The organism is Streptococcus pseudopneumoniae (genome assembly GCF_038148955.1).
GTDB classification, from domain to species: domain Bacteria; phylum Bacillota; class Bacilli; order Lactobacillales; family Streptococcaceae; genus Streptococcus; species Streptococcus pseudopneumoniae_T.
Genome location: NZ_JBBJZY010000014.1, coordinates 41,284 through 61,685 on the forward strand (window position 1 = coordinate 41,284; position 20,402 = coordinate 61,685).

General features: G+C 41.1%; 19 protein-coding genes and 1 other annotated feature. All 19 genes read left to right on the plus strand.

Going from position 1 to position 20,402, the window contains the following annotated elements; genetic code table 11:
* Window positions 1–89: 89 nt before the first annotated feature.
* On the plus strand, window positions 90–1,373 hold the full coding sequence (gene aroA, locus WKI23_RS06330; RefSeq protein ID WP_368079319.1) for a 3-phosphoshikimate 1-carboxyvinyltransferase: 1,284 nt from the start codon (window positions 90–92) through the stop codon (window positions 1,371–1,373).
* The gene (locus tag WKI23_RS06335) at window positions 1,366–1,842 is read left to right on the plus strand and encodes a shikimate kinase (RefSeq protein WP_368079320.1); all 477 of its coding nucleotides are present in this window, start codon (window positions 1,366–1,368) and stop codon (window positions 1,840–1,842) included. Before aroA ends, WKI23_RS06335 begins: the two co-directional genes overlap by 8 nt.
* Window positions 1,839–2,687, plus strand: coding sequence for a prephenate dehydratase (pheA, locus tag WKI23_RS06340; RefSeq protein WP_368079321.1), 849 nt, complete (start codon window positions 1,839–1,841; stop codon window positions 2,685–2,687). The genes WKI23_RS06335 and pheA overlap by 4 nt, the downstream gene beginning before the upstream one ends.
* Window positions 2,684–3,958, plus strand: coding sequence for a polyisoprenyl-teichoic acid--peptidoglycan teichoic acid transferase Psr (gene psr / locus WKI23_RS06345; protein WP_368079322.1), 1,275 nt, complete (start codon window positions 2,684–2,686; stop codon window positions 3,956–3,958). Before pheA ends, psr begins: the two co-directional genes overlap by 4 nt.
* A gap of 11 nt (window positions 3,959–3,969) precedes the next feature.
* A complete protein-coding gene (locus WKI23_RS06350; protein WP_368079323.1) occupies window positions 3,970–4,212 on the plus strand; it encodes a hypothetical protein in 243 nt (80 codons plus the stop codon).
* Between the two features lie 24 nt (window positions 4,213–4,236).
* Window positions 4,237–5,082: a phosphorylcholine transferase LicD gene (locus WKI23_RS06355; RefSeq protein ID WP_368079324.1), complete on the plus strand. Its 846-nt coding sequence runs from the start codon at window positions 4,237–4,239 to the stop codon at window positions 5,080–5,082.
* Window positions 5,072–6,175 carry a glycosyltransferase gene (locus WKI23_RS06360; protein ID WP_368079325.1) on the plus strand — a complete coding sequence of 368 codons (1,104 nt, stop codon included), beginning with the start codon at window positions 5,072–5,074 and terminating at the stop codon, window positions 6,173–6,175. Before WKI23_RS06355 ends, WKI23_RS06360 begins: the two co-directional genes overlap by 11 nt.
* Window position 6,176: 1 nt before the next feature.
* Window positions 6,177–7,163, plus strand: a complete 987-nt coding sequence (locus WKI23_RS06365; protein ID WP_368079326.1) for a glycosyltransferase family 2 protein — start codon at window positions 6,177–6,179, stop codon at window positions 7,161–7,163.
* A gap of 15 nt (window positions 7,164–7,178) precedes the next feature.
* Window positions 7,179–8,648 carry an O-antigen polysaccharide polymerase Wzy family protein gene (locus tag WKI23_RS06370; protein ID WP_368079327.1) on the plus strand — a complete coding sequence of 490 codons (1,470 nt, stop codon included), beginning with the start codon at window positions 7,179–7,181 and terminating at the stop codon, window positions 8,646–8,648.
* On the plus strand, window positions 8,641–9,675 hold the full coding sequence (locus WKI23_RS06375; protein ID WP_368079328.1) for a prephenate dehydratase: 1,035 nt from the start codon (window positions 8,641–8,643) through the stop codon (window positions 9,673–9,675). The genes WKI23_RS06370 and WKI23_RS06375 overlap by 8 nt, the downstream gene beginning before the upstream one ends.
* Window positions 9,676–9,990: 315 nt before the next feature.
* On the plus strand, window positions 9,991–10,728 hold the full coding sequence (gene mecA / locus WKI23_RS06380) for an adaptor protein MecA (RefSeq protein WP_081529705.1): 738 nt from the start codon (window positions 9,991–9,993) through the stop codon (window positions 10,726–10,728).
* A gap of 151 nt (window positions 10,729–10,879) precedes the next feature.
* Window positions 10,880–12,166 (plus strand): homoserine dehydrogenase, encoded by a 1,287-nt coding sequence (locus WKI23_RS06385; RefSeq protein ID WP_368079329.1) that lies wholly within the window; start codon window positions 10,880–10,882, stop codon window positions 12,164–12,166.
* Between the two features lies 1 nt (window position 12,167).
* Window positions 12,168–13,037 carry a homoserine kinase gene (gene thrB / locus WKI23_RS06390; RefSeq protein ID WP_050137002.1) on the plus strand — a complete coding sequence of 290 codons (870 nt, stop codon included), beginning with the start codon at window positions 12,168–12,170 and terminating at the stop codon, window positions 13,035–13,037.
* A 213-nt stretch (window positions 13,038–13,250) separates the two neighbouring features.
* Window positions 13,251–14,189 (plus strand): peptide-methionine (R)-S-oxide reductase MsrB, encoded by a 939-nt coding sequence (gene msrB / locus WKI23_RS06395; protein ID WP_368079330.1) that lies wholly within the window; start codon window positions 13,251–13,253, stop codon window positions 14,187–14,189.
* A gap of 55 nt (window positions 14,190–14,244) precedes the next feature.
* Window positions 14,245–15,969, plus strand: coding sequence for an ABC transporter ATP-binding protein (locus WKI23_RS06400; RefSeq protein ID WP_368079331.1), 1,725 nt, complete (start codon window positions 14,245–14,247; stop codon window positions 15,967–15,969).
* 1 nt (window position 15,970) lies between these two features.
* On the plus strand, window positions 15,971–17,719 hold the full coding sequence (locus tag WKI23_RS06405) for an ABC transporter ATP-binding protein (protein WP_368079332.1): 1,749 nt from the start codon (window positions 15,971–15,973) through the stop codon (window positions 17,717–17,719).
* Window positions 17,720–17,968: 249 nt separating this feature from the next.
* Window positions 17,969–19,228, plus strand: a complete 1,260-nt coding sequence (locus WKI23_RS06410) for a TRZ/ATZ family protein (protein WP_368079333.1) — start codon at window positions 17,969–17,971, stop codon at window positions 19,226–19,228.
* 75 nt (window positions 19,229–19,303) lie between these two features.
* Window positions 19,304–19,439: a sequence feature (ribosomal protein L10 leader region), on the plus strand.
* A gap of 38 nt (window positions 19,440–19,477) precedes the next feature.
* Entirely contained in the window at window positions 19,478–19,978 is a 501-nt protein-coding gene (gene rplJ, locus WKI23_RS06415; protein ID WP_004259693.1) for a 50S ribosomal protein L10, read from the plus strand.
* Between the two features lie 73 nt (window positions 19,979–20,051).
* Window positions 20,052–20,402 (plus strand): 50S ribosomal protein L7/L12 (rplL, locus tag WKI23_RS06420; RefSeq protein WP_368079334.1); only part of this gene is annotated, 351 nt, incomplete at its 3' end.

A 20,402-nucleotide genomic window follows, 5' to 3' on the forward strand; every position in this document is an offset into this window, starting at 1 on the left:
AAATAACTATCATAAAGTCAGGAATTTTTAAGGAATTTCTGGCTTTTTATGATAAAATAAGTAAAAGTATTGCAAGTATGAGGTCCAGTATGAAACTAAAAACAAACATTCGCCACTTACATGGCAGTATCCGCGTTCCAGGTGACAAGTCTATCAGCCACCGTTCCATTATCTTTGGAAGTTTGGCTGAGGGTGATACCAAGGTTTATGATATTCTGCGGGGCGAGGACGTGCTCTCAACTATTCAAGTCTTTCGTGACCTTGGTGTTAAGATTGAGGATAAAGATGGGATTATTACCATTCAAGGTGTAGGTATGGATGGTTTAAAAGCTCCGCAAAATGCCCTTGATATGGGAAATTCTGGAACCTCGATTCGCCTGATTTCAGGTGTTCTTGCTGGTGCAGACTTTGAAGTAGAAATGTTCGGAGATGACAGTCTTTCTAAGCGTCCTATGGACCGTGTGACTATTCCATTGAAAAAAATGGGCGTCAGTATTTCAGGGCAAACTGAGCGGGACCTGCCTCCTCTTCACTTAAAAGGGACGAAAAACCTAGCACCTATTCATTATGAGTTGCCGATTGCCTCTGCCCAAGTCAAGTCAGCCTTGATGTTTGCGGCCTTGCAGGCTCAGGGGGAGTCTGTTATTATCGAAAAAGAGTGCACCCGTAATCATACTGAAGATATGTTGCAACAATTTGGTGGTCATTTAAGTGTGGATGGCAAGAAAATCACAGTCCAAGGGCCACAAAAATTGACCGGACAAAAGGTGGTTGTGCCAGGAGATATTTCCAGTGCAGCCTTTTGGCTAGTCGCAGGTTTGATTGTTCCAAATTCTCGTCTAGTGCTGCAGAATGTGGGCATCAACGAAACGCGTACCGGTATCATTGATGTCATTCGCGCCATGGGTGGGAAATTGGAAATAACTGAAATTGACCCAGTGGCTAAATCTGCTACCTTAACTGTTGAGTCTTCAGACCTGAAAGGAACAGAGATTGGTGGTGCCTTGATTCCACGCTTGATTGATGAATTGCCCATTATCGCCCTGCTAGCGACACAAGCTCAAGGGGTAACAGTTATCAAGGATGCTGAGGAACTCAAGGTCAAGGAAACAGACCGCATTCAGGTTGTGGCAGACGCTTTAAATAGTATGGGAGCAGATATTACTCCTACGGCAGATGGGATGATTATCAAAGGGAAATCAGCCCTTCACGGTGCTAGAGTCAATACTTTTGGTGACCACCGTATTGGCATGATGACGGCCATCGCAGCCCTTTTGGTTGCAGATGGAGAAGTGGAGCTTGACCGTGCTGAAGCCATCAATACCAGCTATCCTAGTTTCTTTGATGATTTGGAGAGCTTGATTCATGGCTAAGGTATTACTAGGATTTATGGGGGCTGGCAAATCGACTATTGCAAGAGGCTTGGACCCTAATTACCTTGATATGGATGCTCTGATTGAGAAGCGCTTAGGTATGTCCATTGCGGATTTTTTCGATGAAAAGGGAGAAGAGGCCTTCCGTCAGATAGAATCAGAAGTCCTAGCTGAGTTACTACAAAGAGACCAAGTTGTGTCAACTGGCGGAGGAGTAGTCATTTCTCAGCGAAATCGTGACTTGCTCAAGACCAATTCTGATAACATCTATCTGAAAGCTGATTTTGAAACCCTCTACCAACGCATAGTAGCTGATAAGGACAATCAGCGCCCGCTGTTTCTAAATAACAGTAAGGAAGAACTAGCAGCTATTTTCCAAGAAAGACAGGCTTGGTATGAGGAAGTGGCTAGTCGGATTTTGGATGTGACCAAGCTAAGCCCAGAGGAAATTATAGAGGAACTGAGATGAAAATTGCTTATCTAGGTCCCAAGGGATCATTTTCACATCACGTTGTGCAGACAGCTTTTCCTCATGAGGAATTGCAGGCCTTTGCCAATATTACAGACGTCATCAAGGCCTATGAACAAGGCTTGGTGGACTATTCTGTGGTGCCAGTTGAAAATTCTATCGAGGGTAGTGTTCATGAAACCTTGGACTACCTTTTTCATCAGGCTCGCATTCAAGCAGTGGCAGAAATTGTTCAACCTATTCATCAGCAGTTGATGGTGGTTCCAGGTCACACTAAGATTGAGAAGATTTTTTCACACCCACAGGCCTTGGCTCAAGGAAAGAAATTCATCGATGAAGAGTATCCAGAGGCTCAAATAGAGGTGACAGCTAGTACAGCCTATGCGGCCCGTTTTATTTCCGAACATCCAGACCAGCCTTATGCAGCTATTGCCCCTAGAAGTTCTGCCGAAGAATATGGCTTAGAACTGATTGCCGAGGATATTCAGGAAATGGAAGCTAATTTCACACGTTTCTGGGTTCTGGGAGCTGAAGATGCAGCTATTCCCTTGCAAGCGCAAACTGAAAAAATGAGTTTGGCCTTGACCTTACCTGACAATCTTCCCGGCGCACTCTACAAGGCTCTTTCGACCTTTGCTTGGCGAGGAATTGACTTGACAAAAATTGAAAGTCGACCACTCAAGACAGCACTGGGCGAATACTTTTTCATTATCGATGTGGACTATACTGATAAGGACTTGGTTCACTTTGCCCAAAAAGAACTAGAAGCCATTGGAATCCAGTATAAGGTTCTGGGCGCCTATCCTATTTATCCAATATCAGACCATGGAAAGGAGAGAAGATGAGTAAAGAAAATCCTCTCAGTCATCATGAAAAATTACGTTATGATTATTTGCTAAAAAATATTCACTATCTCAATGAGAGAGAAAAAAATGAGTTTGCCTATTTGCAAGAAAAGATAACTCTTGCTAGGGGAAATAGTAGTTCCAGCTTGGAACAAGAAAGAGAAGAGCAGGTTGACTTACCAAGCTATGCGAACCGGAGTCGCTCACAATCCAAATCGCAAATACTTTCTGCCCCTCCCAAAAAGAAAAGACGGAAGCTCCGTCTTAAACGCATTTTTATGGTGATTTTCTCTCTTCTAGTCTGTGTAGCTTTAGCCATGGTATTTATGTTTTTACGTGGTTACCAAGATGCTAGTGCAAAGAAAACTGCTGATGCCAAGGCAGCACAGGTTCAAGTCTTTAATGGTCAGGATACCAGAGATGGTGTTAATATTTTGATCATGGGTACAGATGGGCGAATTGGTCAAAACAGTGCTGAGACGAGAACGGACTCTATTATGGTATTAAATGTCGGAGGTTCGGACAAGAAAATCAAGCTAGTCAGTTTCATGCGTGATAATTTGGTCTATATAGATGGTTATAGTCAAGTGATTAACGGTAGAAAACAGACGGATAACAAGTTAAACGTAGCCTATGAGTTAGGAGAACAAGAGGGGCAAAAAGGGGCAGAAATGGTTCGCCAAGTCTTGAAAGATAATTTTGACTTGGACATTAAGTACTATGCTTTGGTCGATTTTCAGGCCTTTGCCACAGCGATTGACACGCTTTTCCCTGATGGGGTGACAATTGATGCCCAATTTTCAACATTGAATGGGCGTCCACTAACAGAAGCTACAGTCGGAGATGATTTACACGCTACTGAGACTGAGTCCCCAACCCAAACCATCAAAGTCGGAAAACAGCAGATGAATGGCTCGACCCTGCTCAATTATGCTCGTTTCCGTGATGACGATGAGGCGGATTACGGCCGTACAAAAAGACAGCAACAAGTTTTAACAGCAATTTTAGAGCAAATTAAAGATCCTACTAAACTTTTCACTGGTTCTGAAGCTCTTGGAAAGGTTTTTGCTATGACCTCAACCAATGCACCCTATACTTTCCTCCTAACAAACGGTTTATCTGTTTTGGATGGAGCAAAAAATGGTATTGAAAAATTGACGATTCCAGAACTGGGTGACTGGGTAGATGCCTATGATGTTTATGGAGGCTTGGGCTTGCTGGTTGATCAAAACAAATATCAGAATAAATTGTCTCAGATGGGTTTGAGATAAAATAATACTCAATGAAAATCAAAGTGCAAACTAGGAAGCTAACCGCAGGCTGCTCAAAACACTGTTTTGAGGTTGTGGATAGAACTGACGAAGTCAGTAACCATACATACGGCAAGGTGAAGCTGACGTGGTTTGAAGAGATTTTCGAAGACTATAAGATAGAAAAATCAAAGTTTGATAGCTATTTATCTAGCAGTCAGGCTTTGATTTTTTTACAGTCTGCAATAGATTTTCACCCCCTATTTGTGGTATAATGAAACGATACGATAGAAAGAATAATGAATAATATGACTGATTTAAAAGCAATTCAGGCTCGTAGTCTGGAGATGGCTGAATATTTTGTTGCCTTTTGCAAGGAACATGATTTACTTTGTTATCTCTGTGGTGGAGGTGCTATTGGTGCCCTTCGAAACAAGGGCTTTATTCCGTGGGATGACGACCTAGACTTTTTTATGCCCCGCAAAGATTATGAGAAATTAGCAGAATTATGGTCTCGTTATGCAGATGAGCGTTATTTCTTGTCAAAGAGTAACAAGGATTTGGTAGACCGCAATCTTTTTATTACCATTCGTGACAAGGAAACCACCTGTATCAAACCTTATCAGCAGGATTTGGATTTGCCACATGGTTTAGCCTTGGATGTCTTGCCTTTGGATTATTATCCGAAAAATCCAGCTGAGCGGAAGAAACAGGTTCGTTGGGCACTGATTTATTCACTTTTTTGTGCCCAAACTATTCCAGAAAAGCATGGTGCACTTATGAAGTGGGGAAGCCGCATTTTACTGGGTTTGACTCCAAAATCTCTCCGTTATCGCATTTGGAAAAAAGCTGAAAAAGAAATGACCAAGTACAGTCTGGCTGAGAGCAATGGAATCACCGAATTATGCTCAGGTCCTGGCTATATGAGAAACAAGTACCCAATCGCATCTTTTGAAGACAATCTTTTCTTGCCATTTGAAGGGACAGAGATGCCTATTCCAGTCGGCTATGATGCCTATCTCAGCACTGCTTTTGGCGATTATATGACACCTCCACCAGCAGACAAGCAGCTACCGCATCATGATGCTGTCATCGCTGATATGGATAAGTCTTATACAGAATACAAGGGAGAATATGGTGGCTAAGAAAAAAATCTTATTTTTTATGTGGTCTTTTTCTCTCGGAGGAGGTGCAGAAAAGATTCTGTCTACCATTGTTTCAAATCTGGATCCAGAAAAGTATGATATTGATATTCTTGAAATGGAGCACTTTGACAAGGGATACGAATCTGTTCCCAAGCATGTACGCATTTTAAAATCCCTTCAGGATTATCGCCAAGCCAGATGGATTCGAGCTCTTTTGTGGAGAATGAGAATTTATTTTCCAAGATTGACACGTCGCTTGCTTGTAAGAGATGACTATGATGTTGAAGTTTCTTTTACTATTATGAATCCTCCACTTTTGTTCTCTAAAAGAAAAGAAGTCAAGAAAATCTCTTGGATTCATGGAAGTATCGAAGAATTTCTTAAGGATAGCTCCAAAAGAGAATCACATAGACGCCAGTTGGATGCTGCGGATACCATTGTAGGAATTTCGAATAAAACCAGCAATTCTATCAAGGAAGTCTATCCAGACTATGCTTCGAAATTACAGACGATCTACAATGGATATGATTTTAAGACTATTCTAGAAAAATCTCAAGAGAAGATCGATATCGAGATAGCGCCTCAAAGTATCTGTACTATCGGACGGATTGAGGAAAATAAGGGTTCTGACCGTGTGGTGGAAGTGATACGATTATTACACCAAGAGGGAAAAAACTATCATCTCTACTTCATAGGGGCTGGTGATATGGAAGAGGAACTGAAAAAACGAGTTAAAGAGTATGAGCTTGAAGACTATGTACATTTCCTTGGTTATCAAAAAAATCCTTATCAGTATTTGTCTCAGATGAAGGTTCTCTTGTCTATGTCTAAACAAGAAGGTTTTCCTGGAGTGTATGTGGAGGCCTTGAGTCTGGGTCTTCCTTTTGTCTCTACGGATGTCGGAGGGGCTGAGGAACTATCCCAAGAAGGACAATTTGGACAAATCATTGAGAGCAATCAAGAGGCAGCTCAGGCGATTACTAATTACATGACTTCTGCCTCAAACTTTGATGTCGATGAGGCTAGTCAATTCATTCAACAATTTACAATTGCCAAACAAATCGAACAAGTAGAAAAACTATTAGAGGAGTAGCATGGAAACTGCATTAATTAGTGTCATTGTGCCAGTCTATAATGTGGCGCAGTACCTAGAAAAATCGATAGCTTCCATTCAGAAGCAGACCTATCAGAATTTGGAAATTATTCTTGTTGATGATGGTGCAACAGATGAGAGTGGTCGCTTGTGTGATTCAATCGCTGAACAAGATGACAGGGTGTCAGTGCTTCATAAAAAGAACGAAGGATTGTCGCAAGCACGAAATGATGGAATGAAGCAGGCTCACGGGGATTATCTGATTTTTATTGACTCAGATGATTATATCCATCCAGAAATGATTCAGAACTTATATGAGCAATTAGTTCAAGAAGATGCGGATGTTTCGAGCTGTGGTGTCATGAATGTCTATGCTAATGATGAAAGTCCACAGTCAGCCAATCAGGATGACTATTTTGTCTGTGATTCCCAAAAATTTCTGAGGGAATACCTCATAGGTGAAAAAATACCTGGAACGATTTGCAATAAGCTAATCAAGAGAGAGATTGCGACTGCCCTATCCTTTCCAAAGGGATTGATTTACGAAGATGCCTATTATCATTTTGATTTAATCAAATTGGCCAAGAAGTACGTTGTTAATACCAAACCCTATTATTACTATTTCCATAGAGGGGATAGTATTACAACTAAACCCTATGCAGAGAAGGATTTAGCCTATATTGATATCTACCAAAAGTTTTACAATGAAGTTGTGAAAAACTATTCTGACTTGAAAGAGGTTGCTTTTTTCAGATTGGCCTATGCCCACTTCTTTATTCTGGATAAGATGTTGCTAGATGATCAGTATAAACAGTTTGAAGCCTATGCTCAGATTCATCGTTTTTTAAAAAGCCATGCCTTTGCTATTGCTAGGAATCCAATTTTCCGTAAGGGGAGAAGAATTAGTGCTTTGGCTCTATTCATAAACATTTCCTTATACCGATTCTTATTACTGAAAAATATTGAAAAATCTAAAAAATTACATTAGAACGGGGGTGAGCAAGTGATTGATGGAAAACGATTATTATTTAGTTTGACCATAGTCAGTTATGCCTTGACGCTAGTAAGTGGAATTGTATATCTGTTTAATAATAACAATGTTAGCTTGCTTTCTACTTTATTGTTCTTACTGGTTAGTAGCTTAATTGCTTGTTGGAATGATATCAAGTATTACTTAATCCATTTTATTTTCTATTTAACTATTTTTGTCTTTCTGGTATCAAGACCGACCATTGATTATTTTAGGGATGGCGCTCTGGATACCTATCATCCCATAGCCTATCGTTTTGCCTTTATAGTCGTCATGGTTTCGATTCTGGGCTTGACCACAGGAGGCGTCCTGGCTCGTTACTTCATAGCTAGGAAGAAAATAAAAGTACCAAATATAGGAAATTCTCTAAAAGAGGTTTATACCAAGAGGTTGCGCTTTGTTTCGCTAGGAGTTTTTCTTCTCACCTATCCTTTCTATTTCATTAGATTATTTGAACGGCTCCTGTATCGCTTGCAGACTTCCTACTATGCCTACTATGCAAATTTTGAAAGTAAACTTCCTTATTTTACTTACATCTTGTCTACCTTTACGGTCTACGCAATGTGTATGTATCTGGCAACCAAGCCAAAGAAATGGCAGGCCACAGCAGTGCTTGTCTCCTTTATTGCAGCCAATACCATTCATTTGGCAATCGGGACACGAAATCCCTTTATTTTAAGTATTTTATTTGCTTTTGTTTATTACTTTATGCGGGAGCAAACTGAAAAAGGAAAATGGATTGGGTTTAAAGAAAAGTTAGCGATTTTTGTAGGTTCTCCTATTCTCATGTTAGCGATGGGAGTGCTCAATTATGTACGGGATAATGTCCAGGTTTCCCATACAGGTTTCTGGGATATCCTGCTTGACTTTATCTATAAACAAGGAACCAGTTTTGGAGTTCTGGCTCGAGGTTTTCTATTTAACAGTAGCCTCCCTTACCGAGATTTCCGTAATTTTACTTTTGGTCCTGTCCTTGATTATTTTGCAAGGGGAAGTTTGGGGGCCATTTTCGGAGGAAAAGCCTTTGAGCATACAACCAATAGTGTGGAGCTAGCTATTGATAGTAATAGTTATGCTCACAATCTATCCTATCTTGTTTTGAACAAGGAATATTTGAAAGGACATGGTATCGGAAGTAGTTATATCATGGAGTTGTATACAGACTATGGTATGATAGGAGTCTTTCTACTTAGTCTCTTGCTAGGTATGTTATTTATAGCCATGTTGCAAGTAGCCTATCGCTCTAGAACAATCCTATTTGCCTTGTCCCTACTCATCTTGAATAATCTATTCTTTATGCCTAGAAGTAGCTTTTCAGAAAGTTTCTTCAATCTATTTACAATGCAATTCTGGGGAATTGTTCTTGTGATTATATTTGTAGCAAAAATGCTTACAAAAGAAAACCAGTATCTACTCAACAAAGGAGAAAAAAATCATGTTTGAACATTATTCAGTAGCTGATTTGTTTGCAAATCTTTATAAAAAACGAAAAGTAAATATTTTAGCTCTCATCGTTTTATTTGCTCTCATTGCTGTACCATTTACAATTAAAGCAGTTAGGAATAAAAACACTGTCAAAGATACAACAAGTTATTCAACTTATCTTAGCTATAAAATCACTCCTCCAGAAGATTCAGCTAAAACGATTTTGAATCATCAAATTGGTGGTTATAGTGATTTTTATGGGAAATTGATTGATGGGAATTTGAATGGAGCTTATCTTTTTAATGATGTAGAACCCAGTGAATTGAAAAAAATTGCCAGTGAATTAGACACGACAGAGACAACCTTGAAAAATTCAACGAATGACTATTGGTGGAAAAAATTGACCGTCTACTATATGATTGACGATGCAGGGGTCGGTGTGAAAATTTTGACACCAAGTAAGGATGTCAATGACTTGTTAGAGAAAAAAATTGATGGGTTGATTGAGAAATTTAAACATGTCTATGCAAATGTGAAAATTGAAAAATTGGAAACCATCAACTCTAAAGAATTGAATGCAAACGGTGAGACAGCACTTGGATTAAATGTGAAAAACTTGATTCTCCGTTTAGCTGTTATTGGAGTAGTCTGTGTGATTTTGGTTGTGATGGGAAATGTATTGGTTTATCTCTTTAACCCAACAATCAATAGAGCAGGTGATTTTTCTCGATATCAAATTGATTTTGTAACAGAGATCACAACAATTGCCAACCTAGCAGATGTCTTGTCATACAAAAATGCTGGACAGGAATTGACTATCGTTAGCTCAAATAAAGCTATCCTAGATAAATTGAAACAGAGTCAAGAGGCTTTAAAAGGAATGCATTTTGTAGATTTACAGGATGTATCATCTATTTTGGAAAGAGATACCGTCCTTCTTGTTGAAGAATATGGAGTAACTCGTTATAAGAAATTTGAGCAAAGTCTTCAAATTCTCAGAAACTTAAATCGTTCTATCCTCGGTGTAGCAACCTTTAAACTATAAGCTTTCTGATGTATTAGGTCTTCAAAGTCGGCTAAGAGCCGATTTTGAAGGCTTTTTCTATTTGTCCGCAGAAATTTTCTTTTATACTCAATGAAAATCAAAAAGCAAACTAGGAAGCTAGTCGTAGGTTGCTCAAAGCACCGCTTTGAGGTTGTAGATAAAGCTGACGTGGTTTTAATTTGATTTTCGAAGAGTATTAGAGCCTTCTACAGAAGTTATCCTATGGAAAATCTATCCCGACAGAGAAGCCTTCTTTTGATAAAATCGTAAAAATCTAGTATAATAGATAGAACTGAAAGTATGAGGTTACTAGCAATGAAAATGAAACAAATTAGTGATACAACTTTGAAAATCACGATGTCTTTAGAGGATTTGATGGATCGTGGCATGGAGATTGCTGACTTTCTTGTTCCTCAAGAAAAAACAGAAGAGTTCTTTTATGCTATCTTGGATGAGTTAGAGATGCCTGATAGCTTTCTAGATACAGGTATGTTGAGCTTCCGTGTGACTCCAAAACCTGATAAGGTAGATGTCTTTGTAACCAAATCAAAGATTGACCAAAATCTAGATTTTGAAGATTTATCGGATTTACCAGATATGGAAGAATTGGCTCAAATGTCGCCAGATGAGTTTATTAAAACTTTAGAAAAAAGCATCGCGGACAAAACCAAAGATGATATCGAAGCCATTCAATCTCTAGAGCAAGTCGAAGCCAAGGAAGAAGAGCAGGAGCAGGATCAACAAGAAGCTGAAGGCAAGAAAGAGCCCTACATCTACTACATCCTTTCTTTTGCTAAGTTGGCTGACTTGGTGGCTTTTGCCCAGACAGTGACTTTTGAGATGGAAACTTCTGAACTCTACAAAATGAACGAGCGCTATTATTTGACTATTCTAGTGGATATTGAAAATCATCCAAGTCCATATCCAGCTTGGCTTTTGGCCCGTATGCGCGAGTTTGCAGACGATAGTGACATCAGTCGTTCAGTCTTGCAAGAGTATGGTCAAGTCTTGATGAATCACGATGCAGTACTTAATCTGCAAAAGATTGGATAATCATTTCTGGAAAGCTTTTTCTAGATTTTAAGAAGAGCGAATCGTTTGATTCGTTTTTTCTTTTCTAGACTGAAATAGTGATTTACTATAATAGGAATTTTCACAAAATTCTGTTATAATGGCTATATTAGAAAATTTCGAGGAGACAAACATGACAGTTAAAATTGCTTTACTAGGATTTGGTACCGTTGCAAGTGGTGTGCCTTTCCTCCTAAAGGAAAATGGAGAAAAAATCAATCAATCAGCACATTCAGAGATTGAGGTTGCTAAAGTATTGGTCAAGGATGAAGATGAAAAGAATCGCTTGCTTGCAGCAGGGAATGATTTTAATTTTGTAACCAATGTGGATGATATTTTGTCAGATCAAGATATTACCATTGTAGTGGAATTGATGGGGCGTATCGAACCTGCTAAAACCTTTATCACTCGTGCCTTGGAAGCTGGAAAACACGTTGTTACTGCTAACAAGGATCTTTTGGCTGTCCATGGTGCAGAATTGCTAGAAATCGCTCAAGCTAACAAGGTAGCACTTTACTATGAAGCAGCAGTAGCTGGTGGTATTCCAATTCTTCGCACTCTAGCAAATTCCTTGGCTTCTGATAAAATCACGCGCGTGCTTGGAGTAGTCAACGGAACTTCCAACTTCATGATGACCAAGATGGTGGAAGAAGGCTGGTCTTACGATGATGCTCTAGCGGAAGCGCAAAGACTTGGTTTTGCAGAAAGCGACCCGACGAATGACGTAGATGGGATCGATGCAGCCTACAAGATGGTGATTTTGAGCCAATTTGCCTTTGGCATGAAGGTTACCTTTGATGATGTAGCCCACAAGGGAATCCGCAATATCACACCAGAAGACGTAGCTGTAGCCCAAGAACTTGGCTATGTAGTGAAATTGGTTGGTTCAATCGAAGAAACTCCTTCAGGTATTGCTGCAGAAGTAACTCCAACCTTCCTACCTAAAGCGCACCCACTTGCTAGTGTGAATGGCGTAATGAACGCTGTCTTTGTAGAATCTATCGGTATTGGTGAGTCTATGTACTATGGACCAGGTGCTGGTCAAAAACCAACTGCAACAAGTGTTGTAGCAGATATTGTCCGTATCGTTCGTCGCTTGAATGATGGAACCATCGGTAAAGATTTCAACGAATACAGCCGTGAATTGGTCTTGGCCAATCCTGAAGATGTCAAAGCAAATTACTACTTCTCAATCTTGGCACCAGACTCAAAAGGTCAGGTCTTGAAATTGGCTGAAATCTTCAACGCTCAAGATATTTCCTTCAAGCAAATTCTCCAAGATGGCAAAGAAGGTGACAAGGCGCGTGTTGTGATCATCACACACAAGATTAATAAAGCCCAGCTTGAAAATGTCTCAGCTGAATTGAAGAAGGTTTCAGAATTCGACCTCTTGAATACCTTCAAGGTGCTAGGAGAATAAGATGAAGATTATTGTACCTGCAACCAGTGCCAATATCGGGCCAGGATTTGACTCGGTCGGTGTAGCTGTAACCAAGTACCTTCAAATTGAGGTCTGTGAAGAACGGGATGAGTGGCTGATTGAACACCAGATTGGCAAATGGATTCCACATGATGAGCGTAATCTTTTGCTCAAAATCGCTTTACAAATTGTACCAGACTTGCAACCAAGACGTTTGAAAATGACCAGTGATGTTCCCCTGGCGCGTGGTTTGGGTTCTTCTAGCTCTGTTATTGTTGCTGGGATTGAACTAGCCAACCAACTGGGTCAGCTCAACTTGTCAGACCATGAAAAATTGCAGTTGGCGACCAAGATTGAAGGACATCCTGACAATGTGGCTCCAGCAATATATGGTAATCTCGTTATTGCAAGTTCTGTTGATGGACAAGTTTCAGCTATCGTGGCTGACTTCCCAGAGTGTGATTTCCTAGCTTACATTCCAAACTATGAATTGCGCACTCGCGACAGTCGTGGTGTCTTGCCTAAGAAATTGTCTTATAAGGAAGCTGTTGCTGCCAGTTCTATCGCTAATGTGGCGGTTGCAGCCTTGTTGGCAGGAGACATGGTGACCGCTGGGCAAGCAATCGAGGGAGATCTCTTCCACGAGCGCTATCGTCAGGACTTGGTGAGAGAATTTGCGACGATTAAGCAAGTGGCCAAAGAAAATGGTGCCTATGCAACCTACCTCTCTGGTGCTGGGCCGACAGTTATGGTCTTGGCTTCTCATGACAAGATGCCAACGATTAAGGCAGAATTGGAAAAGCAACCCTTCAAAGGCAAACTGCATGACTTGAAGATTGATACCCAAGGTGTCCGTGTCCAAGCAAAATAAAGAATAGAAGATAGGATGGGGAAACTCTCGACCAGAGGGCTTCCTATCCTTTTTTTGAAAAGAAGTTTATACTCAATGAAAATCAAAGAGCAAACTAGGAAGCTAGCCGCAGGCTGCTCAAAACAGTGTTTTGAGGTTGCAGATGTAAGCTGACTTGGTTTGAAGAGATTTTCGAAGAGTATTAGTTAAAAACTTGATAAAGGAGAAATAAAGATGGCAGAAATTTATCTAGCAGGTGGTTGTTTTTGGGGTCTAGAGGAGTATTTTTCACGTATTTCTGGAGTGTTGGCAACTAGTGTTGGCTACGCTAATGGGCAAGTTGAAACGACCAATTATCAGCTGCTCAAGGAAACAGACCATGCAGAAACGGTTCAAGTGATTTACGATGAGAAGGCAGTGTCACTCAGAGAGATTTTACTTTATTATTTCCGAGTCATTGACCCCTTGTCTATTAACCAGCAAGGGAATGATCGTGGCCGCCAATATCGAACGGGAATCTATTATCAGGATGAAGCAGACTTGCCAACTATCTACACAGTGGTGCAGGAGCAGGAGCGCATGCTGGGGCGAAAGATTGCAGTAGAAGTGGAGAAACTGCGCCACTATATTTTGGCTGAAGACTACCATCAAGACTATCTCAAGAAAAATCCTTCTGGTTACTGTCATATCGATGTGACCGATGCTGAGAAGCCATTGATTGATGCAGCCAACTATGAAAAGCCTAGTCAAGAGGTGTTAAAGGAAAGCCTAACTGAAGAATCCTACCGTGTCACCCAAGAAGCTGCTACAGAGACTCCATTTAGCAATGTTTATGACCAAACCTTTGAAGAAGGGATATATGTAGACATCACGACAGGTGAACCACTCTTCTTTGCTAAGGATAAGTTTGCCTCAGGTTGTGGTTGGCCAAGTTTTAGCCGTCCGATTTCCAAAGAGTTGATTCATTATTACAAGGACCTGAGTCATGGAATGGAGCGAATCGAGGTTCGTTCTCGGTCAGGAAATGCCCACTTGGGTCATGTTTTCACAGATGGACCTAGGGAGTTAGGTGGCCTTCGTTACTGTATCAATTCTGCTTCCTTACGCTTTGTGGCCAAGGATGAGATGGAAAAAGCAGGATATGGCTATCTATTACCTTACTTAAACAAATAAAATTGAGAGGGTGGGAGTTTCCCACTTTCTTCATTTTAGAAAATAGAAGGGATTTATGAAATACTTACTATCTTACTTTAAACCCTACATCAAGGAATCGATTTTAGCACCCTTGTTCAAGTTACTAGAAGCTGTGTTTGAACTCTTGGTTCCCATGGTGATTGCAGGGATTGTTGACCAATCCTTGCCCCAGAGAGATCAAGGGCATCTATGGATGCAGATTGGCCTACTCCTTATCTTTGCAGTGATTGGAGTTTTAGTGGCCTTGGTAGCTCAGTTTTATTCAGCCAAGGCTGCGGTTGGGTTTGCCAAAGAACTGACAGACGACCTTTATCGTCATATTCTTTCCCTACCCAAGGATAGCAGAGACCGTCTGACAACTTCTAGCTTGGTGACCCGCTTGACCTCTGACACCTATCAGATTCAGACTGGTATCAATCAATTCCTACGCCTCTTTTTGCGAGCACCTATTATCGTTTTTGGAGCCATTTTTATGGCCTATCGAATCTCAGCTGAGCTGACTTTCTGGTTCTTAGTCATGGTTGCCATTTTGACCGTCGTCATTGTAGGCCTTTCTCGGACGGTCAATCCTCTCTACAGTAGTCTCAGAAAGAAAACGGACCAACTGGTTCAAGAAACGCGTCAGCAATTACAAGGGATGCGGGTTATTCGTGCTTTTGGACAAGAAAAACGAGAGTTACAGATTTTTCAAACCCTTAATCAAGTTTATGCAAGATTGCAAGAAAAAACAGGTTTCTGGTCCAGTTTATTAACACCCCTGACCTATCTGATTGTCAATGGAACTCTCCTCGTTATTATCTGGCAAGGCTATATTTCGATTCAAGGAGGCTTGCTCAGTCAAGGTGCTCTCATTGCCCTTATTAACTATCTCCTACAGATTTTGGTGGAATTGGTCAAGCTAGCCATGCTGATAAATTCCCTTAACCAGTCCTATATCTCAGCTAAGCGAATTGAGGAAGTCTTTGCCGAAGCTCCAGAAGACATCCATTCAGAATTAGAACAAAAGCAAGTTACCAGTAATCAGGTTTTACAAGTCCAAGAATTGACCTTTACCTATCCTGATGCGGCCCAGCCTTCTCTGAGAGACATTTCCTTTGATATGAAGCAAGGGCAAATCCTTGGTATCATTGGGGGAACAGGTTCTGGTAAATCAAGCTTGGTGCAAGTCTTACTTGGGCTTTATCCAGTAAACAAGGGAAGAATTGACCTTTATCGAGATGGATCTAGTCCTCGTAATCTTGAGCAGTGGCGGTCTTGGATTGCCTATGTGCCCCAAAAAGTCGAACTTTTTAAGGGAAGCATTCGTTCCAACCTGACTCTAGGTTTCAATCAAGAAGTAACGGATCAAGAACTCTGGCAGGCCTTGGAGATTGCGCAAGCTAAGGATTTTGTTAGTGAAAAGGCAGGACTCTTGGATGCAACTGTTGAGGCAGGAGGTCGAAATTTCTCAGGCGGACAAAAACAAAGGCTGGCTATTGCACGAGCAGTCTTGCGCCAAGCTCCATTTCTCATCCTAGATGATGCGACCTCGGCCCTCGACACCATTACCGAGTCCAAGCTCTTGAAAGCTATCCGAGAAAATTTGCCAGACACGAGCTTAATCTTGATTTCTCAACGAACCTCAACACTTCGGATGGCAGACCAGATTCTCCTCTTGGAAAAAGGTGAGCTTCTAGCTATCGGCAAGCACGAGGACTTGATGAAATCTAGTCAAGTTTATCGCGAAATCAATGCATCCCAACATGGAAAGGAGGGCTAGTATGAGACGACAAACTGCAAACCAGACGCTCAAACGTTTGGCCAAAGATTTAGCAAGCCATCCCTTCCTTCTTTTTCTAGCCTTTCTAGGAGCTATTGCCCAGGTTGGCTTATCGATTTACCTACCTATCTTGATTGGGCAGGTCATCGACCAAGTTCTAATAACTGACTCTTCACCAGTTTTTTGGCAAATTTTCATTCAGATGATCTTGGTAGTCATAGGAAATACCTTAGTTCAATGGGTCAATCCTCTTCTCTATAATCGCCTAATTTTCTCTTATACTAAAGACTTGCGAGAGCGAATCATCCATAAGCTCCATCGTTTACCGATTGCCTTTGTGGATCGGCAAGGCAGTGGGGAGATGGTTAGTCGTGTAACCACGGACATTGAACAGTTAGCAGCTGGTTTGACCATGATTTTTAACCAATTTTTCATTGGCATCTTGATGATTTTGGTTAGTATTCTAGCCATGCTGCAAATTCACCTCCTCATGACCCTCTTGGTCTTGCTGTTGACGCCACTGTCTATGGTGATTTCACGCTTTATTGCCAAACGCTCTTATCATCTCTTCCAGAAGCAAACAGAGACCAGGGGGATTCAGACTCAGTTGATTGAAGAATCTCTTAGCCAGCAAACCATTATCCAGTCATTTAATGCTCAGGCAGAATTTATCCAAAGGCTGCGTGAGGCTAATGACAACTATGCAGGTTATTCGCAGTCAGCTATCTTTTATTCTTCAACGGTTAATCCTTCGACTCGCTTTGTCAATGCGCTCATTTATGCGCTTTTAGCTGGAGTGGGTGCTTATCGTATCATGATGGGTTCCACCTTGACCATTGGGCGTTTAGTGACTTTTTTGAACTATGTTCAGCAGTATACCAAGCCCTTTAATGATATTTCTTCTGTTTTAGCCGAGTTGCAAAGTGCTCTCGCTTGTGCAGAGCGCGTCTATGCTGTCTTAGAAAGTCCTGAGGTTGCTGAAACAGGTAAGGAAGAGTTGACCAGTGACAAAGTTAAGGGAGCTATTTCCTTTAAACATGTCTCTTTTGGCTACCATCCTGAAAAGATTTTGATTAAGGATTTATCTATTGATATTCCAGCTGGTAGCAAGGTGGCCATCGTTGGTCCGACAGGTGCTGGAAAATCAACTCTTATCAATCTTCTCATGCGTTTTTATCCCATTATCTCGGGAGATATCTTGCTGGATGGGAAATCCATTTATGATTATAGTCGTGCCTCTTTACGCCAGCAGTTTGGCATGGTGCTCCAAGAAACCTGGCTCAAGCAAGGAACTATTCATGATAATATTGCCTTTGGAAATCCTGAAGCCAGTCGGGAGCAGGTGATTGCTGCTGCCAAAGCAGCCAATGCAGATTTTTTCATCCAACAGCTACCTCAAGGCTATGATACCAAGCTAGAAAATGCAGGAGAATCTCTATCTGTCGGTCAGGCCCAGCTCTTGACTATAGCGCGAGTCTTTCTGGCTATTCCAAAGATTCTTATTTTAGACGAGGCGACTTCATCCATCGATACGCGGACAGAAGTACTGGTTCAGGATGCTTTTGCCAAACTCATGAAGGGGCGCACAAGTTTTATCATTGCCCACCGCTTGTCAACCATTCAGGATGCGGATTTAATCCTTGTCTTAGTAGATGGTGATATTGTTGAGTGTGGTAACCATCAGGATCTCATGACTAGGAAGGGCAAGTATTACCAAATGCAGCAAGCAGCAGCTTTTAGCTCGGAATAAGCCATTCTCTTTTGAAAGTTTATGGACGAAAAAAGTTGCCTTCGGGTGACTTTTTTGTTACAATAGCTAGAAAAATTATTCACTGTAATACTCAATGAAAATCAAAGAACAAGCTAGCCGTAGGCTGCTCAAAGCACTGTTTTGAGATTGTGGATAGAGTCAGTAACCATACATACGGCAAGGTGAAGCTGACGTGGTTTGAAGAGATTTTAGAAGAGTATAAATTGTCTTTTAGAAAAGGAGCCTATAATGAAAGTCTTTCAGCATGTAAATATCGTGACTTGTGATCAAGATTTCCATATTTATCTTGATGGAATCTTAGCAGTCAAGGATTCTCAAATCGTCTATGTCGGTCAAGAAAATTCAGAGATTCTAGAGCAAGCTGAGCAGATTATAGACTATCAGGGAGCATGGATTATGCCTGGATTGGTCAATTGTCACACCCATTCTGCTATGACAGGATTGAGAGGAATCCGAGATGATAGCAATCTCCATGAATGGCTCAATGACTATATTTGGCCTGCAGAAGCTAAGTTTACTCCAGACATGACTACCAAGGCGGTCAAAGAAGCTCTGACAGAAATGCTCCAGTCAGGAACAACAACCTTCAACGATATGTATAATCCCAATGGTGTGGATATTGAGCGGATTTATCAGGCAGTGAAAGATTCCAAGATGCGTTGTTATTTTTCACCGACCCTCTTTTCTTCAAAGGCAGAGACAACTGCTGAGACTATAAGCAGAACTCGAGCAATCATTGAAGAAATTATTGGATATAAAAATCCAAATTTCAAGGTTATGGTATCCCCTCATTCTCCTTACAGCTGTAATCAAGACTTGCTACAAGCGAGTTTAGACATGGCAAAAGAGCTAAATATTCCTCTCCATATCCATGTGGCGGAGACCAAGGAGGAGTCAGGAATTATCCTGAAACGATACGGTAAACGTCCTCTTGCTTTTCTCGAAGAACTGGGTTACTTAGATCATCCGTCTGTCTTTGCTCACGGGGTCGAATTAAACGAGCGAGAAATTGAACGCTTGGCATTCTCTCAAGTGGCTATTGCCCACAACCCTGTCAGCAATCTCAAACTGGCATCAGGGATTGCTCCAATCATCCAACTTCAAAAAGCAGGAGTGGCTGTGGGAATTGCGACAGATTCAGTTGCTTCCAACAACAATCTTGATATGTTTGAGGAAGGACGGACAGCCGCCCTCCTTCAGAAGATGAAAAGTGGAGATGCCAGTCAATTTCCTATCGAAACAGCTCTCAAGGCACTGACAATCGAAGGGGCTAAGGTCCTTGGAATGGAAAATCAGATAGGAAGTCTGGAAGTTGGTAAAGAGGCAGATTTTCTCGTTATTCAACCACAAGGAAAAATCCATCTCCAACCTCAGGAAAACATGCTCTCTCATCTGGTTTATGCTGTCAAGTCCAGTGATGTTGATGATGTTTATATTGCTGGAGAACAGGTTGTTAAGCAAGGCCAAGTCCTGACAGTAGAACTTTAACAGAAAAATCACGAAAAATTTTAAAAAAAGTTTACAAAAATCTTGCATTCTTTTTTTAACTATGCTATACTTATATACGGTTTGAAAAAACTGCCTAAGACAGTAGGGGAGCTTGACTCATAAATATCCTACCGAGGACAAAACGTATCATGTAAAAAGAAGCGTATTGTACTTTCGTGTCTAGGTTTGGGCGCGTTTTTCTTTTGGAAAATTTCCCCAAGCAAAATAATTACGGAGGTGAACACACTAATGAGTGAAGCAATTATTGCTAAAAAAGCGGAACTAGTTGACGTAGTAGCTGAGAAAATGAAAGCTGCTGCATCTATCGTCGTTGTTGACGCTCGTGGTTTGACAGTTGAGCAAGATACAGTTCTTCGTCGTGAGCTTCGTGGAAGCGAAGTTGAGTATAAAGTTATTAAAAACTCAATCTTGCGTCGTGCAGCTGAAAAAGCTGGTCTTGAAGAACTTGCATCAGTATTTGTTGGACCATCTGCAGTAGCATTTTCTAACGAAGATGTTATCGCACCAGCGAAAATCTTGAACGACTTTTCTAAAAACGCTGAAGCACTTGAAATCAAAGGTGGTGCAATCGAAGGCGCTGTCGCATCTAAAGAAGAGATTCTTGCTCTTGCAACTCTTCCAAACCGCGAAGGACTTCTTTCTATGCTCCTTTCTGTACTTCAAGCGCCAGTGCGCAACGTTGCTCTTGCAGTCAAAGCGGTTGCAGACAACAAAGAAGACGCAGCTTAATCTTAAGCTACGCAGCGTAGCCTAGCTACGAAAATCTATTATAAATTTAAAAACATATTTGGAGGAAATAACAATGGCATTGAACATTGAAAACATTATTGCTGAAATTAAAGAAGCTTCAATCCTTGAATTGAACGACCTTGTAAAAGCTATCGAAGAAGAATTTGGTGTAACTGCAGCTGCTCCTGTAGCTGTTGCTGCAGCTGGTGCTGCTGACGCTAGTGCTGCTAAAGATTCATTCGACGTTGAATTGACATCTGCAGGCGACAAAAAAGTTGGCGTTATCAAAGTTGTACGTGAAATCACTGGTCTTGGACTTAAAGAAGCTAAAGAACTTGTTGACGGTGCACCAGCACTTGTTAAAGAAGGCGTTGCAACTGCAGAAGCTGAAGAAATCAAAGCTAAATTGGAAGAAGCTGGAGCT